The sequence below is a fragment of the Micromonospora sp. PLK6-60 genome (assembly GCF_019890675.1).
In the GTDB taxonomy this organism is placed as follows: domain Bacteria; phylum Actinomycetota; class Actinomycetes; order Mycobacteriales; family Micromonosporaceae; genus Micromonospora.
Genome location: NZ_JAIOAA010000004.1, coordinates 314,363 through 328,935 on the forward strand (window position 1 = coordinate 314,363; position 14,573 = coordinate 328,935).

A 14,573-nucleotide genomic window follows, 5' to 3' on the forward strand; every position below is an offset into this window, starting at 1 on the left:
GGACCGGCGGATACCGGCGAATTCATCGGTCCCGGGTGGACGGTCAGCGGCTCGCCTCCGCGATCAGCGGGATCCCCTCGCGGTAGGTCGGCACCGACGGAGCCCAGCCCAGCTCGCGCTTGGCCTTCGCGTTGGACACCCGCATCGAGGTGCCCATCAGCGCGTGCAGGTACGGGACGGGGCGCAGCAGCCAGCTCGGCACCCGCCACGGCCGGCGCGCCCCGACCGCCGCCGCCAGCGTGTCCAGGTAGTCCCCCCAGCGCACCGGCTCGTCGTCGACGACGTTGTACGCCTGCCCGGCGCGCCCCTTCTCCAGCGCGCACACGGTCGCCGCGGCGGCGTCCTCCAGATAGATGAAGTTGACGAAACCGGCGGACGCGGGCACCGGCAACCGGCGCCTGCGCACCAGGTTGACGAGCATGCTGGTCATGCTGTCCCGGCCGTAGAAGAGCCCGTACCGCAGCACGACGCCGTCCAGCTCGTCGGCCGCGAACGTCTGCTCCTCGGCGGAGCGCATCGCGGCGACGGCCTGCCCGAGCGTGCCGCTCACCGGCTCGCCGAACGGGTCGTCCTCGGTGATCACGCGCGGGCCGTGGTCGTGGTAGCCGTACCCGAACATGATCGACTGGGTGACGAAGCGGTGGGCGCCGACCGTCCGGGCCGCCGCGAGCAGGTTCGCCGTCCCGGTGGTACGCAGGGCGTTCGTGCCCTGGAACGCGTCCCGCATCTTCGTGTTGCCCAGCGCGGTCAACTCGTGGATCACCGCGTCGGCCCGCTCGCCCCGTACGGCGGTGAGCAGGCCCTCGCGGTCCAGCACGTCGGCCACCACGGCCTCCGCGCCGGCCCCGCGCAGCCGTTCGGCGTTGGTCCGGCTGCGGCTGATGCCGACCACCTCGTGACCGGCGGCGACGAGGCGGCGGGTCAGCGGCATACCGACGGCACCCGAGGCGCCGGCGAGCAGGACTCTCATGGCTTCGGTTCCTTCCTGCGGGTCATCACGCCCACAAGACGCGGCACCGGACCGGCATGTGATGCCCGGCGGGTGTGCCGTCCCGCACAACGGCGGCCTGCGCGGCATGGGTTCGGCCCGGCGCCCCGCGAAGGCGAGCGCGGCGGTGCCCATCCCGGGTCGGACCGGCGAAAACCGTCGAACTCATCGGTGCCGGAACGATGAATCCCGCCCCGCGCCCCGATCTCACCGGCATGACGATTCGACGCACCCTCCGCATGGACGGCCCGGTCCACTGGCCCGGCGACGACGGCTACGACGCGTACCGCAAGCCCCTCAACCCCGACCTCGACCCGCGGCCCGCCGTCGTGGTCCGGGCCGCCGGCCCCGCCGACGTACGCCGGGCGGTGCTGGCCGCGCGCCGCGACGCGCTGCCGCTCGCCGTGCAGGCTACCGGCCACGGCACCCACGTCGCCCACGACGGCGCGCTGCTGCTGCACACCGGCGCGATGACCTCGGTGCAGGTCGACCCGGACCGGCGGGTCGCCCGGGTGGCCGCCGGCACCCGCTGGCGGGACGTGCTGGACGCCACCGCGCCGTTCGGGCTGGCCCCGCTGTCCGGCTCGTCGCCCGACGTTGGCGTGGTCGGCTACACCCTCGGCGGCGGCCTGGGCTGGCTGGCCCGCGCGCACGGCCTGGCCGCCGACAGCGTGCTGCGCGCCCAGGTCGTCACCGCCGACGGCACCCTGCGCACCGTCGACGCCGACCGCGAGCCCGAGCTGTGCTGGGCGCTGCGCGGCGGCGGCGCCTCCTTCGGGGTGGTCACCGCGCTGGAGTTCCGCCTCCACCCGGTCGACCGGGTGTATGCGGGCGCGGTCACCTTCGGCCGGGACCGGGCCGCCGAGACCCTCGCCTGCTACCGGCGGTGGATCGAGCGGGTGCCCGACGCGCTCAGCACGGCAGTGCTGCTCACCCGGGACGGGAAGCTCGTCGTCAAAGCCATGTACGCCGGCGACCCGGACCGGGGCCGGGCGCTGCTCGCCCCGCTGTGGCGGGCCGCCGGGCCGGTCGTCGACGATGGCATGCGGGTCGTCGAGTACGCGCGGGCGGCGATGGGTGGCACCTTCGCCCGTACCTTCGATCAGGTCCGTGCCCTCGACGACGAGCTGGTGGCGGCGCTGGTGGCCGAGCCGGACGCGGGCGTCGAGATCCGGCACTGGGGTGGCCGGATCGCCCGCGACTGCGGCGCCGCCGCTCACCGCGACGCCCCGCTGTCGGTCATCCTCGACACGGTCCCGTCGCCGCGGGTCGCGGCGGCGCTGCGCGGCGCCGGACTGGGCAGCAGCTTCCTCAACTTCCTGCCCGACCCGGCCCGCACGGCGACCGCGTTCACGCCGGAGAACTGGACGGCGCTGCGCCGGGTCAAGGCCGCCTACGACCCGGAGAACTTCTTCCGCGCCGGCCACGCCGTGCCACCCGCGCCGGCCGACCCGAATTACCTGCCGTGCGGGTCGGCGGCGTTGAGCGCCGCGACCACCTTGTCGTAGTCGCCGCGCGCCTCGGCGTACCGGAGGAACTTCACCCGCTCGACCTGGATCTCCGTCGCGTCCGGCTGCGTCTCGATCAGCCCGACCACCTCGGCCACGAACTCGTCCAGCGGCATCGCGAACTCGCTGCTCTCCTGCCCGGGCAACAACCCGGTACGCACCGCCGGCGGCACCAGCTCCACCACCTTGACGTTGGTGTCGGCGAGCTGGAGCCGCAGCGACTCGCTGAGCAGGTGGATCGCGGCCTTCGACGCGTTGTAGCTGGGCGTGGCCTTCAGCGGCGCGAAGCCGAGGCCGGAGGAGACCGTCATGATGGTGGCGTCCGGCCGGGACCGCAGGTGTGCGATGAACGCGGCGATCAGGCGGATCGGGCCGAGCACGTTGGTGGTCACCACCGACTCGGCGGAGTCGAGGAACGACTCCGGCTGGTGCCAGTCCTCGACCCGCATCACCCCGGCCATCGTGATCAGCACGTTCAGGTCCGGATGCCGGGCCAGCACCTCCTGGGCGGCCGTGGCGATGCTCGCCGGGTCCGCCGTGTCGATCGTGACCGTGTCGATGCCGGGATAATCCGCCGCGATCTTGCCGAGCAGGTCGGTGCGCCGGCCACCGAGGATCACGGTGTTGCCCCGGGCCTGGAGTTCCAGGGCCAGCGCGAGGCCGATCCCGCTCGTCGAGCCCGGGATGAAGATCGTGTTTCCGGAGATGTCCATGCCCTCAGCCTGCCCCCGGCGGGGGTCACCGGGGCAGAGATCAGTGATCGGGGGATCGGCGATCCCTGGTTCCCGCCGGCCGCCGCCGGATACTGGGAGCATGGACCGCGCAGCACTTGCCGACTTCCTGCGCCGCCGCCGGGAGGCGCTGCGACCCGGCGACGTCGGCCTGCCCGTGGGCGCCCGCCGACGCGCCCCCGGCCTGCGCCGCGAGGAGGTCGCCGCCCTCGCCACCATGTCCACCGACTACTACACCCGCCTCGAACAGCGGCGCGGCCCGCAGCCGAGCACCCCACTGCTGGCCGCCCTCGCCCGGGCGCTGCGGCTGACCGGCCAGGAACGCGACTACCTGTTTCGGGTGGCCGGGCACAACCCGCCGACGCCGGTCTCCGACACCACCCACGTCGCCCCGGCGCTGCTGCGGGTGCTGGACCGGCTGGCCGACACCCCGGCGCTGATCCTGTCCAACCTCGGCGAGACCCTCGTGCAGAACCGGCTGGCCGAGGCGCTCTTCGGCGACCGGTCCGGCTACACCGGCCTGGCCCGCAGCGAGATCTACCGCTGGTTCACCGACCCGGCCGAGCGGCTGCGCTATCCGCCCGACGACCGGGATCGGCAGAGCCGCGCCCAGGTCGCCAACCTGCGCGCCGCGTACGGGTCGATGGGTCCCCGCTCCCGCGCCGGTGAGCTGGTGCGCGCCCTGCAGAAAACCAGCCCGGAGTTCGCGGCGCTGTGGGAACGGCACGAGGTCGCCCAGCGCTTCGCCGACCACAAGACGCTGATCCACCCGGAACTCGGCCCGATCGAGCTGGACTGCCAGGTGCTGTTCACCGAGGACCAGTCGCAGGCGCTGCTGGTGCTGACCGCACCGCCGCGCAGCGAAGGGGACGAGAAACTGCGGCTGCTCGCGGTGCTCGGCACCGAACGCTTCCCCGCCGGCGCGTAGTCAGCGATCCTGGCCGCGCGCCTTGCGGCTCAGCGGTCCTGGCCGCGCGCCGTGCGGCTCAGCGGTCCTGGCGGCGCGCCTGCGGCCAGGCGTCAGCGGTCCTGGCCGCGCGCCTTGATGACTTTGAAGGTGCCCTGGATGGTCCAGAAGATCCCCAGCAGGACACCGATCGCGCCGAACGCGAGCAGCACCAGGATCAGGAAGCCGACGAACTTCACGCCGGGGAAGTCGTGCCCGGTCGCGAGGTAACCCACCCCGCAGCCGAGGACCAGCAGGACCAGACCGCCGCCCAGGAACGCCAGCCCGTCCTTCAGCTTGTCGCTGGCGACCTTTGCCGGCTCAAGGTGGGGCGGTACGGGCGGGGCGGGGTTCGGCTGTGCGGGCGGTTCCTGACCAGGCTGCGGCTGATCGGTCATTGCGGGGCTCCTGTCCACGTGATCGGGGCGAAGGGTAGCGTGCCGAGCCGGTGGAGGTCTGCCCCGGTCCGATCGACATCCAGCGATCAATCGGTGGGGGCGGGTGGCCGGGCGTCTGGCGCTTGGCGGCGAGGCGCAGCCACCGGAAGATGGGCCGGTGGATGATGCGCGACGTCGGCAGCTCCGCGCCGCCTACCGGAACGCCGAGGCGGCGGCGCGCGCCGCCCTGATGCCGATCAGCGAGGAGCAGCTCACTGCCCTGATCGGGTACGTGGACGAGCGGGTTGTCACGGACGGCTGTGACCACACGACCCGGTTCGCCGAGCTGTGGGCCGAGCGGAATCCGGTGGACTGGGCGCGGCTCGGCGCCGGGCTCGCGGAGTTCGGCGGCTACTGCGACTGCGAGATCGTGATGAACTGTGCGCCGGAAGACGTCTTCCGCTGAGCCACCGACATGCCGGCCGTCGGCGAGCACGGGCGACCCGAACACCTCAGCGATGACAGCTTCCTCTACGCCCGGTGCGCGGTGGTGGTCGCCGGGCGCAGCGCCTTTGCCTCGGTTCTCGACAACCCGGCCAACTTCGCTCGCTTCACGACCGCGGAAGCCGCGCACGCCGAGTCGATCCTGGACGTGGCCTCCGACGCGTACCAGGAGAAGACAGGGCGCGACTGGGACCATGTCGAGGAGTACGACTACGAGACCGGCTCCAACGAGGAATTGTGGTAGGGCCGCGCTGGCGGCGCTGACCGCTGGTCAGCGCGCCGTTTCGACGTACGCCGCCAGGTTGGCCAGCGAGGAGGCGATCCCCGCCTCGTGGTCCGCCTGGTCGATGCCGGGTGGCACGCCGGTGGCGGTCACCGTCACCTCGGTCCCCGCGCCGGTGGCGGCGAGGTGCCAGGTCATCGTCATGGTGCCCGCGTACGCCGGGTCGTCGGAGGCGAACACGGCCCGCTGCACCACCCGCTCGGCCGGCACCAGGTCGGCGAAGTCGACGTCCACGACGTCCGTCGCGTCGCACGACTTGCCCGGGCTGTCGGCCGAGTCGAGGTAGGTGAGGACCATCCGGAACCCGCCACCGGGGCGAGGATCCCACCGCGCGATCCGCCCGCGCATGCCCTCGGGCGGCAGCCACGCCTCCAGCGAATCCCGGTCGAGCAGGGCGTCGTAGATCGTCGCCGGTGGTGCCCCGATCACCCGGCTGGCCCGGTCGGTCCTGTCCATGGCCCGATCCTATGACTCGGCTTCGGCCGGCCCACGGCGATCGTCCGCCGGATGAACGAGGTCTGAGCCAAGCGAACGCCCGGGTGCCTGCCGTGTGGGGCAGACACCCGGGCGTTCGACGCTCCCCGGCGAGCGGGGTGTTAAGAAGGGGCCCCTGCTATGCAGAATGCGTTAACAAGGGCACCCTCCTTTCACCTCAGCCGGGCTGGACTACGTTGTTGACCTTGAGGGTGTAGGGGGCGTACTGCTGGACCTGCTCGGTCGGCTCGTCGTAGGCGACCACGGCGACCACCTTCGGGAACAGGTAGAGCAGCGCCAGCTGCACCGGGTTCAGCGTGACGCTGGACTTGCCGTCGAACTGGAGCTGGAGCGCGATCGAGTGCTTCTCGTCCAGGCCGATCAGCCGCAGGTTCCAGTTGTGCACGGTCGCCGGCTTGATCTCGCTGGGCGAGTCGAACGGGGCGAGGCTGCTGCCGTCGCTGACCGTGCTGCCGCCGACGGTGATGTCGTCGATGAGCAGGCCGCCCTCGTTGACGCCGCCGTCGCTGACGTACCGGAAGCCGAGCAGGATGCTCTTGCCGGCGTACGCGGACAGGTCGTAGCTGTGCGGCTCGAACCCGTCGGTGGTGCCGTTCAGCGCCGGGCCGAGCGGACCGTCGACGGTCTTGTCACCGGGAATCGCGGTGTAGGTCGCGCCGCCGTCGGTGGAGACGGTGACGTACCCGTAGTCGAAGCCGGCCTCGGCGCCGTACTTGGCGAGGAAGCGCAGCGTCGGGTCGGTCGTCGGCACGGTCACCGGGGTGACCGCGGCGGCGTCGGTGTTGTTGGCGTTGCCGGAGAAGAGCACCGGGTTGCCGGGCCGGTCGGGGTCGTTGTTGACCACGGTCCAGGCCAGCGGCTGCGACGGCAGGGTCTTGGCGCCGGTGAACGACACCGACCGCAGGTCACGGCCGCGCAGCACCGTGCCGTCGGCCTTCTGCAGCGGGACGAAGTCGGCCCCGTTGGGCGCCGCGCCGGGGGTGGCGTAGGCGGCCGGGTTGGCCAGGTTGACCGTGGAGCGCAGGCTCTTGGCGGTCACCCGGCTCTTCGGTACGCCGAGCATGACGCCCTTGCGCTCGCCGACGATCTTGTCGACCAGCGTCATCGTCTGGTAGTCGTGGATCACCTGGTACATGTCCTTGGCGCCCTCGGCGGCCAGCGCCGCCTTGAGGCTGGCCAGCCCCTGCCGCTCCCCGTCGCGGTGCAGCCGGGACAGGATGTCCGCGCCGTACCGGTCGTACAGGAACTGCATGAACGAGTACGCGTTGCCGTAGTCGGCGAGCACCGCGTTCGGGTTCGGGCTCTCGCCCCACAGGGTGAGCGAGTTCTCCGGCCCGCCGCAGTCGCGCGGGTTGGTGTTGTACGGCGTCTGTACCGTGCCGAAGCCCTGGTAGCAGTAGAGGTGGCTGTCGGCGCCCCGGTCGTAGACGGTGGCCGTGGTGTCGACGTAGCCGACCAGCGTCTGCGCGTAGTCCGACAGGCCCTCGTTGATCCAGGACGTCTCGAACGGGTCGGTGTAGTAGTGCGCCAGGTGCTGCCACTCGTGCGCGAAGGTGCCCTCGTACAGGTGCGGGCGGGCCGGGCGGCTGGTGCACAGGTCGTCGGTCGGCTCGTTCGGCGGGTTGGCGCCGGTGCGGTGCGCCCAGTCGAACGCGTCGATGGTCATCACGTTGCGGTCGAACAACTCGTTGAGCTGCGACGAGAAGAAGCCGGCGATGTAGGTCGGGGCGGCCGGGAAGGTGTAGTAGTTGTCGTCCCGTACGTTGTCGACCAGGGTGACGGTCTTGTTGCCGCCGCCGGTGTAGTCGCCGCCGTTGCCGCTGGCGTCCGGCCCGAGCAGCGCGTTGCTGCCGTCGCGGTCCGGCGGCGTGCTGAACGCCGCCGTCTCCTTCGGGTACATGTTGTTGTCGAACTCGTCGACCAGGGCCGTCACCTGCGCGTCGGTGACCTCGGTCGAGTTGGCGATCTGGGTGCGGCAGTCACCGGCTGGGAAGGCGATGTCGTTCGCGACCCAGACCTCGATGTTCTTGCCGACGCCGCGCAGCGTGTAGTTCTTGCGGTAGTACGTGCCCTGGTAGTCGTCGAGCCCGAGCCACTGCCGGACGGTGCCGACCGGCGGGGTGTCGGCCGCCGCCTGCCGCTGCGACCGGGCCTGCGCCCGCGCCTGGTAGCGCGACGGGGTGTCGACCTTCTTGCCGTCGACGCTGAAGTCCTTGCGGGGCAGTTCCCGGACGTCGCTGGTCCGGGACTGCTTGCCCGCGTCCGGCGCGGCGGGTGCGGCCGACGCGCCGGAGGCGGGGATGACGCTGAGCAGAGGTGCGACGAGTGTGATGGCTGCTGCGCCGGCGAGGCGGCTGCGTGCCATTGGCCCCCCTATGGGTGAGGTTGGTCCGATCCGCCGGGAGCTGTGTCCGCGCGGCCGGGATGCCATCCACGTTCGTACTGCTAAACGTTGCCTTTGGCAACATCTGCGCCAGGACAATTTTCTGCGGAGGGGGTGCCCGGCGGCGGATGACGCGGCCTGCCGCGACGGCTAGCGTCAGTCGGGAATGGACACCCGCACCCCCGGAGGACCAGCGATGTTCCACCCCCACCGGCGGCGGACGGCCCGATGAGGTCACGCCTGCTCGCCGCCACCACCACCCTCGCCTGCCTCGGCGCCGCCGCGCTCACCGTCGGCTCCGGCACCGCCGCCGCGCACGCCGGCGGCTACTCCGCCCTCATCCAGCGCGCCTCCTACGGCGTCCCGCACATCACCGCCCGCGACTTCGCCGGCCTCGGCTTCGGCGTCGGCTACGCCCAGGCCGAGGACAACATCTGCCTGATCGCCGAGAACATCGTGACGGTCAACGCCCAACGCTCCCGCTGGTTCGGCGCGACCGGCACCGCCGCCCGCAACGTCACCAGCGACCTGTTCCACCAGAAGGCGATCGACGACCGGACCGTCGAACGGCTGCTCGACGGCCGCCGCGACGGCCTGCACGCGCCCTCGCATGAGGTCCGCGACCAGGTCCGCGGCTTCGCCGCCGGCTACAACGCCTACCTGCGCCGCACCGGCGCCGCGAAGCTCACCGACCCGGCCTGCGCCGGCCAGCCCTGGGTACGCCCCATCACCGAACTCGACCTGTGGCGGGCCAACTGGGCGCGGATGGTCCGGGCCAGCTCCGGCGCGCTCGCCGACGGCATCGTCGCCGCCGCCCCACCCACCGCCGGGGCCACCGCGCTGCCCGCGCCCGGGGCCGCGGCGGTCGTCGCCGCCCGCGACGGCGCGCCCGCCGGAGTGGGCAGCAACGCGTACGGGCTGGGCCGCCAGGCCACCGCCGGCGGCGGCGGGATGCTGCTGGCCAACCCGCACTTCCCGTGGGACGGCAACGAACGGTTCTACCGGATGCACCTCAAGGTCCCCGGCCGCTACGACGTCGAAGGCGCCGCCCTGGTCGGCGACCCCCTGGTCGAGATCGGCCACAACGGGCGGCTGGCGTGGAGCCACACCGTCTCCACCGCCCGCCGCTTCGTCTGGCACCGGCTCGCCCTCGTCCCCGGCGACCCGACCAGCTACTACTACGACGGCAAGCCCCGCAAGATGACCACCCGCACGGTCACCGTGCAGACCCCCGCCGGACCGGTCAGCCGCACCCGCTACGACACCCACTTCGGCCCGGTCGTGGTGGTGCCCGGCACCTTCGGCTGGACCGCCGACGCCGCGTACGCGATCACCGACGCCAACGCGACGAACAACCGCGCGCTGGACGGCTGGCTCGCCATGGGCCGGGCCCGGTCCGTGGCTGAGCTGCGCACCGAGCTGGACCGGCGGCAGTTCCTGCCCTGGGTCAACGTCATCGCCGCCGACCGGGACGGCAAGGCCCTCTACGCCGACCACTCGGTCGTGCCCCGGGTGACCGACGACCTCGCCGCCGCCTGCATCCCGGCCCCGTTCCAGCCGCTCTACGCCAGCAGCGGCCAGGCCGTCCTGGACGGCTCCCGCTCCGCCTGCGAGCTGGGCCGCGACCGGGACGCCGCGGTGCCCGGCATCCTCGGCCCGGCGCACCTGCCCACGCTGGTGCGCGCCGACTACGTCACCAACTCCAACGACAGCTACTGGCTGGCCAACCCCGCCCAGCGCCTCGAAGGCTTCCCGCGCATCGTCGGCGACGAGCGCACCGAACGCAGCCTGCGTACCCGCCTCGGCCTGCTCCAGGTCCAGCAGCGCATCGCCGGCACCGACGGCCTCGGCCGCGCCGGCTTCACCACCGGCACGCTCTGGTCGGTCATGTTCGGCAACCGGGCGTACGGCGGCGAGCTGGTCCGCGACGACCTGGTGCGATCGTGTACGGCCGACCCGGCCGCCACCGCCTCCGACGGCACCCCGGTCGACCTCACTGCCGCCTGTGCGGCGCTGCGCGGCTGGGACCTGCGGGTCGACCTGGACAGCCGGGGCGCGCACCTGTTCACCGAGTTCGTGCTGGCCGGCGGGCTGCGCTTCGCCGACCGGTTCGACGTCGCCGCCCCGGTCACCACCCCGGCCCGGCTCGGCGACGACCCGAAGGTCCGCACCGCCCTCGCCGACGCCGTCCGCAAGCTGGCCGGCATCCCGCTCGACGCCCGTTTGGGCGACATCCAGACCGAGCCGCGCGGCGACCAGCGCATCCCGATCCACGGCGGGCGCGCCGAGGCCGGCATCTTCAACATGATCATCAACGATCGGGTCCCCGGTGTCGGGTACCCGAAGGTGCGGCACGGCTCGTCCTTCGTGCTGGCCGTCGAGCTGGGCCGCGACGGGCCGTCCGGCCGGCAGATCCTCACCTACTCGCAGTCCGCCAACCCCAACTCACCCTGGTACGCCGACCAGACCCGGCTGTACTCGGGCAAGGGCTGGGACACCATCAAGTTCACCGAACGGCAGTTGCGCGCCGACCCGAACCTGGTCTCCTACCGGGTGGGGGAGAGCCGCCGCTGACCTTGTGGAGCGCGGGCCGCTGGTCGGCCCGCGCTCCTTCCGGTCACGCGGAGGAGGCCGCCATGCTCGGCAACAGGCCACCGGAGGCCAGCCGCTCGTAGGCAGTCGTGATGTGCGCCGCGGTGAAGAGCCGGGCTTTCCGGCCGCTCCAGGCCTGCACGCGTTCGATGAGCTGATCCAAATCGCGCGTCGGCGGATCCGACCGGGCGGCGTAGTGCACGGTGGCCAACAGTTCCAGGCTGTACGGGGATTCGAAGCCGTGGACCAGCTCCGCCAGCCGGTGCAGCGTGGCCGGAACCCGTCGACCCGGGGCGTCGAACCAGGCGGCTACGGCATCGCTCGTGCCCTCGGTGAGTTGGATCGGGCGCAGTTCCTCGACCCGTGCCGAGCGGTCCCCGAACCCGATCAGGTAATGCCCTTCGAGCAGGTCGAGGACGTGGTTCAGGCCCTCCGCGTACGGCCCGTAGCGCCCTCGGTCGAAGGAGAGGCGCAGCGGCTCACCCATGGCTTGGAGGAAATAGGCGATCTTCTGGACTTCCAGGGTCGTGATCCCGTCCCGCGGCTCCAACGCGCGTGCCTGCTCGAGATACCGCTCGATGGCGCGAAGCAGCGTCGCCCGGCCGGGCGTCAACGGCGGCTTAGGGGTCGCGACCGGCATGTCCGACGGCTCGGGAGCGCCTTCGGGGGGAAACAGCAGCACCCGGACGTCGGGCAGATCCGCGAACGCATCTTCGATCATCGGCCGGACCTGTTCCCAGTCGAGACCGCCGTTGCCGCAGCCGAGGGCGGGCACGGCAACCGAGGAGATGCCGCGTTCGCGCACCACCTGGACAAGATGGGCGAGCCCGGCCTCGATGTCGGGCAGCTTCGAGGCGGTCCGCCAATGACCCTTCGTCGGGAAGTTGATCACGTAACGCCGGGGGCCGATGCGGGCGGAGTCGAAAACGTACATCTCGCCGAGCCTGACCTGCCCCGCCGCGCAGGCGGCGCGGTAGGCGGCGTAGTTCGCCGGGTAGGCGCGCTTGAACTGGAGGGCGATGCCCTTGCCCATGACGCCGACGGTGTTGACCGTGTTGACCAGGGCTTCGGCGTCGGCGGTGAGCAGGTTGCCGTGACTGATCCTGATCATTCGCGCACCTCCCCCCGTCGGAATCCGTAATACCAGTGCCGCCTGACAACAACGTACGGGTCGATGATGCCAGCGTGGTGGAGGATCTGCTTCAGCTGTGTGAGCCGTTCCGGCGTGCGGGCGACATATCCGGTCACCAGTTGGAGAGGGAATTCACGGTGAACCAGGAACTCGGCCGCCCTCCGGCGTACCCGATCGAGGTCCTCGGGCGTGTCCTTCCAGATCCGCTCCCTGAGTAGCGGCCAGTCGACAAGCTGGGTGAGATCCTCGTAGCTGGGTGAGAAGCGGGTGAGGGCGGCTGCGCAGTTGCCGTCGCTGGCGACCCACGGCAGCCTGGCTGCCCGCACCCGCTCGACCGAACTCACCAGATAGACCAACGGGTCGTCACCGTCGGGGTAGCAGCCCGCCTTCCCCTGCTCGTGCTCGCGGGCGATTCGGTACATCATCGGCGAACGGGGCGCGAAGTAGAACGGCACGTAGTCGGCGACCACACCACCCGGTGGGCAGGGAACGACGCGCGTCCGCCGGCCCGCCTTGATGTCCACGGCACCGACGTTCGTGGCCAGCCGTCGACCCACCAGCGTGTCGGCGAACAGGCGGCCGTGGGCCAGGACCGTGGGCAGGTTGTCGATATGCGTGAAATGCATGATCAAGGTTGGCTGCTGCGCTCCGGCCGCTGGAGTCACGCTCACCCTGCCGCCGGGTCGCGCGCGATCATGCCCACGTCATTCCTGCTGTGTAGCGAAGGGTGATGGAGTCATCACCCTAATGGAGGTGCCGTCGGGCGGCGACCCCGGGTGGGCCGGAACCGTGAACTATGCGCGCGACTCGCGAGCCTGCTGCCGGTCACCTCCCCGGCGGCTCGTAGAAGACCGGAAGCTGGGTCACCGCGTCGACCTCCTCCGGAGTCATCAGCGGGGTGATCCGCACGTCCAGCCCGCGCCCGGCCCGGATCGCGATGGTCAGGCTGGCCGCCGTCATGTTGTCCGGCAGCTCGCACAGCACGTACGCGTCGTGCTCCTCGAAGGCGAAGTACAGCGCCTCCACCCGCCCGCCGGCGTTCTCGATCATCGCCTGGACCACCTCGGCGCGTTTCGTCCCGCCGTCGCGGCGCAGCCCGCTGATCCCCTCGGGGGTGTAGCTCGCCTTGAGCAGGAACCTGGCCACCTCGGCACCCACCTCCCCGATCTCCGCGTCGTGTCTGCCGCGGCTACCCGTTCCGCGCCCCGCCATGCCTCGCCGCCGGGGAGGATCCGGCCGGCCGGCGTGCGGCCGGTAGGGTGCCCAGCACCCGGTGGGAGGGGGAGAGGATGCTCGGGCTGGAGGTGCCGCCCGCCGTCGAGGCGGAACGGGTGATCACCGCCGTCCTGGCCGACCTGCGCGGCGGCGAACACCGCGGCGTGGTGGTCGACTCCCCGCCCGGCGCCGGCAAGTCGACGCTGGTGGTCCGCGCCGCCACCGAGCTGGCCGCCGCCGGCGAGCCGCTGATCATCGTCGCGCAGACCAACGAGCAGGTCGACGACCTCGTCGACCGGCTCGCCCGCAGGGCTCCGCAGCTGCGCATCGGCCGGCTCTCCGCCACCGAGTACCGGCCGTCCGAGCGGGTGCGGGCCCACGACCTGGTCCGGGTCGCCGCGAAGGTCACCGACCTCGCCGACTCGGCCGTCATCATCGGTACGGCCGCCAAGTGGGCCACCGTCGCCGAGGGCGTCTGGCCGTGGGCGATCGTCGACGAGGCGTACCAGATGCGCTCGGACGCCCTGCTGCGCGTGGCCGGACGCTTCGACCGGGCCCTGTTCGTGGGCGATCCCGGCCAGCTCGACCCGTTCTCCACCGTGGAGACCGCCCGCTGGACCGGCCTCACCTGGGATCCGATGCAGTCGGCGGTGGCCACCCTGCTGCGGCACAACCCGGACCTGCCCGTACACCGGCTGCCGGTGTCCTGGCGGCTGCCGGCCAGCGCGGCGCCGGTGGTGGCCGCCGCGTTCTATCCGTTCACCGGCTTCCGCGCCGGCACCGGCCGCGCCGACCGGGCGCTGACGTTCGGCGCGGCGGGGCCGGGCGACGAGTACGACACGGCCGTGGAGCTGGCCGCCGCCACCGGCTGGGCGCTGCACGAACTGCCCGCCCGGCACACCCTGCGTACCGATGGGGAGGCCGCCGCGGCCTGCGCGGAGCTGGCGCTGCGGGTGCTGCGCCGCGGCGCGGTCGCCGTCTCCGAGCAGACCCCCGAGGGCACGCCGGTGACCGCCGACCGGATCGCCGTCGGCGCCGCCCACCGGGACCAGGTCGCCGCGATCCGGTCCCACCTCGGCGCGGCCGGCGCCGGCATCACCGTCGACACCGCCAACCGGCTCCAGGGCCGGGAGTACGACGTGACCATCGTGCTGCACCCGCTGTCCGGGCGGCGCGACGCGACCGCGTTCCACCTGGAGTCGGGGCGGCTGTGCGTGCTGACGTCGCGGCACCGGCACGCCTGCGTGGTGGTGGCGCGGGCCGGGATCGGCGAGCTGCTCGACGCGCACCCGTCGACCGAGGTGGTGCACCTGGACGTGCCGGTGAAGTTCCCGGACGGCTGGGAGGCCAACCAGACGATGCTCACCGCGTGGCAGCGGGACCATCTCGTCACGCGGTAAAGGGGACCACGCGCGGCAG

The 14,573-nt window shown here is 72.2% G+C and carries 14 protein-coding genes; 6 read left to right on the forward strand and 8 right to left on the reverse strand.

Annotated elements, in window-relative coordinates; all coding sequences use genetic code 11:
* Window positions 1–43: 43 nt before the first annotated feature.
* Complete coding sequence (locus K7640_RS10860; protein WP_222954626.1) at window positions 44–970, reverse strand: NAD(P)-dependent oxidoreductase; 927 nt, start codon at window positions 968–970, stop codon at window positions 44–46.
* A gap of 233 nt (window positions 971–1,203) precedes the next feature.
* On the opposite strand from K7640_RS10860, the gene K7640_RS10865 reads away from it, so the two are divergent.
* Entirely contained in the window at window positions 1,204–2,496 is a 1,293-nt protein-coding gene (locus K7640_RS10865) for an FAD-binding oxidoreductase (protein ID WP_222954627.1), read from the forward strand.
* Here the strand turns inward: K7640_RS10865 and K7640_RS10870 are convergent.
* On the reverse strand, window positions 2,445–3,209 hold the full coding sequence (locus tag K7640_RS10870; protein WP_222954628.1) for an SDR family oxidoreductase: 765 nt from the start codon (window positions 3,207–3,209) through the stop codon (window positions 2,445–2,447). The genes K7640_RS10865 and K7640_RS10870 overlap by 52 nt on opposite strands.
* 100 nt (window positions 3,210–3,309) lie before the next feature.
* On the opposite strand from K7640_RS10870, the gene K7640_RS10875 reads away from it, so the two are divergent.
* Window positions 3,310–4,155: a helix-turn-helix domain-containing protein gene (locus K7640_RS10875; protein ID WP_222954629.1), complete on the forward strand. Its 846-nt coding sequence runs from the start codon at window positions 3,310–3,312 to the stop codon at window positions 4,153–4,155.
* Between the two features lie 92 nt (window positions 4,156–4,247).
* On the opposite strand, the gene K7640_RS10880 is transcribed toward K7640_RS10875, so the two are convergent.
* Window positions 4,248–4,571 (reverse strand): hypothetical protein, encoded by a 324-nt coding sequence (locus K7640_RS10880; RefSeq protein WP_222954630.1) that lies wholly within the window; start codon window positions 4,569–4,571, stop codon window positions 4,248–4,250.
* 103 nt (window positions 4,572–4,674) lie between these two features.
* On the opposite strand from K7640_RS10880, the gene K7640_RS10885 reads away from it, so the two are divergent.
* Entirely contained in the window at window positions 4,675–5,016 is a 342-nt protein-coding gene (locus K7640_RS10885) for a DUF2695 domain-containing protein (RefSeq protein WP_308042510.1), read from the forward strand.
* A gap of 9 nt (window positions 5,017–5,025) precedes the next feature.
* Window positions 5,026–5,298 (forward strand): DUF4240 domain-containing protein, encoded by a 273-nt coding sequence (locus K7640_RS10890; RefSeq protein WP_222954631.1) that lies wholly within the window; start codon window positions 5,026–5,028, stop codon window positions 5,296–5,298.
* A gap of 27 nt (window positions 5,299–5,325) precedes the next feature.
* On the opposite strand, the gene K7640_RS10895 is transcribed toward K7640_RS10890, so the two are convergent.
* Both K7640_RS10895 and K7640_RS10900 read right to left on the reverse strand, forming a co-directional pair.
* Window positions 5,326–5,793 (reverse strand): SRPBCC family protein, encoded by a 468-nt coding sequence (locus K7640_RS10895; RefSeq protein ID WP_222954632.1) that lies wholly within the window; start codon window positions 5,791–5,793, stop codon window positions 5,326–5,328.
* 196 nt (window positions 5,794–5,989) lie between these two features.
* The gene (locus tag K7640_RS10900) at window positions 5,990–8,197 is read right to left on the reverse strand and encodes a choice-of-anchor J domain-containing protein (RefSeq protein WP_222954633.1); all 2,208 of its coding nucleotides are present in this window, start codon (window positions 8,195–8,197) and stop codon (window positions 5,990–5,992) included.
* Between the two features lie 246 nt (window positions 8,198–8,443).
* Here K7640_RS10900 and K7640_RS10905 point away from each other — a divergent pair, with 246 nt between their 5' ends.
* On the forward strand, window positions 8,444–10,789 hold the full coding sequence (locus K7640_RS10905) for an acylase (protein ID WP_222954634.1): 2,346 nt from the start codon (window positions 8,444–8,446) through the stop codon (window positions 10,787–10,789).
* Window positions 10,790–10,832: 43 nt separating this feature from the next.
* Here the strand turns inward: K7640_RS10905 and K7640_RS10910 are convergent, their stop codons facing one another.
* The 3 genes from K7640_RS10910 to K7640_RS10920 form a co-directional block, all read right to left on the reverse strand.
* The gene (locus tag K7640_RS10910; RefSeq protein WP_222954635.1) at window positions 10,833–11,918 is read right to left on the reverse strand and encodes a macro domain-containing protein; all 1,086 of its coding nucleotides are present in this window, start codon (window positions 11,916–11,918) and stop codon (window positions 10,833–10,835) included.
* Window positions 11,915–12,565 (reverse strand): DUF4433 domain-containing protein, encoded by a 651-nt coding sequence (locus K7640_RS10915; RefSeq protein ID WP_255608706.1) that lies wholly within the window; start codon window positions 12,563–12,565, stop codon window positions 11,915–11,917. Before K7640_RS10915 ends, K7640_RS10910 begins: the two co-directional genes overlap by 4 nt.
* 199 nt (window positions 12,566–12,764) lie before the next feature.
* Window positions 12,765–13,085, reverse strand: coding sequence for a GYD domain-containing protein (locus K7640_RS10920; protein ID WP_308042511.1), 321 nt, complete (start codon window positions 13,083–13,085; stop codon window positions 12,765–12,767).
* Window positions 13,086–13,228: 143 nt separating this feature from the next.
* Between K7640_RS10920 and K7640_RS10925 the strand changes: the two genes are divergently transcribed.
* Complete coding sequence (locus K7640_RS10925) at window positions 13,229–14,554, forward strand: AAA domain-containing protein (protein WP_222954638.1); 1,326 nt, start codon at window positions 13,229–13,231, stop codon at window positions 14,552–14,554.
* The last annotated feature ends 19 nt before the right edge of the window (window positions 14,555–14,573 follow it).

What these genes read in the sequence shown, in the direction of transcription:
- K7640_RS10860 (WP_222954626.1), bottom strand. Translation starts at nt 970, where the DNA reads ATGAGAGTCCTGCTCGCCGGCGCCTCGGGTGCCGTCGGTATGCCGCTG.
- K7640_RS10865 (WP_222954627.1), top strand. Translation starts at nt 1,204, where the DNA reads ATGACGATTCGACGCACCCTCCGCATGGACGGCCCGGTCCACTGGCCC.
- K7640_RS10870 (WP_222954628.1), bottom strand. Translation starts at nt 3,209, where the DNA reads ATGGACATCTCCGGAAACACGATCTTCATCCCGGGCTCGACGAGCGGG.
- K7640_RS10875 (WP_222954629.1), top strand. Translation starts at nt 3,310, where the DNA reads ATGGACCGCGCAGCACTTGCCGACTTCCTGCGCCGCCGCCGGGAGGCG.
- K7640_RS10880 (WP_222954630.1), bottom strand. Translation starts at nt 4,571, where the DNA reads ATGACCGATCAGCCGCAGCCTGGTCAGGAACCGCCCGCACAGCCGAAC.
- K7640_RS10890 (WP_222954631.1), top strand. Translation starts at nt 5,026, where the DNA reads ATGCCGGCCGTCGGCGAGCACGGGCGACCCGAACACCTCAGCGATGAC.
- K7640_RS10895 (WP_222954632.1), bottom strand. Translation starts at nt 5,793, where the DNA reads ATGGACAGGACCGACCGGGCCAGCCGGGTGATCGGGGCACCACCGGCG.
- K7640_RS10900 (WP_222954633.1), bottom strand. Translation starts at nt 8,197, where the DNA reads ATGGCACGCAGCCGCCTCGCCGGCGCAGCAGCCATCACACTCGTCGCA.
- K7640_RS10905 (WP_222954634.1), top strand. Translation starts at nt 8,444, where the DNA reads ATGAGGTCACGCCTGCTCGCCGCCACCACCACCCTCGCCTGCCTCGGC.
- K7640_RS10910 (WP_222954635.1), bottom strand. Translation starts at nt 11,918, where the DNA reads ATGATCAGGATCAGTCACGGCAACCTGCTCACCGCCGACGCCGAAGCC.
- K7640_RS10915 (WP_255608706.1), bottom strand. Translation starts at nt 12,565, where the DNA reads ATGCATTTCACGCATATCGACAACCTGCCCACGGTCCTGGCCCACGGC.
- K7640_RS10925 (WP_222954638.1), top strand. Translation starts at nt 13,229, where the DNA reads ATGCTCGGGCTGGAGGTGCCGCCCGCCGTCGAGGCGGAACGGGTGATC.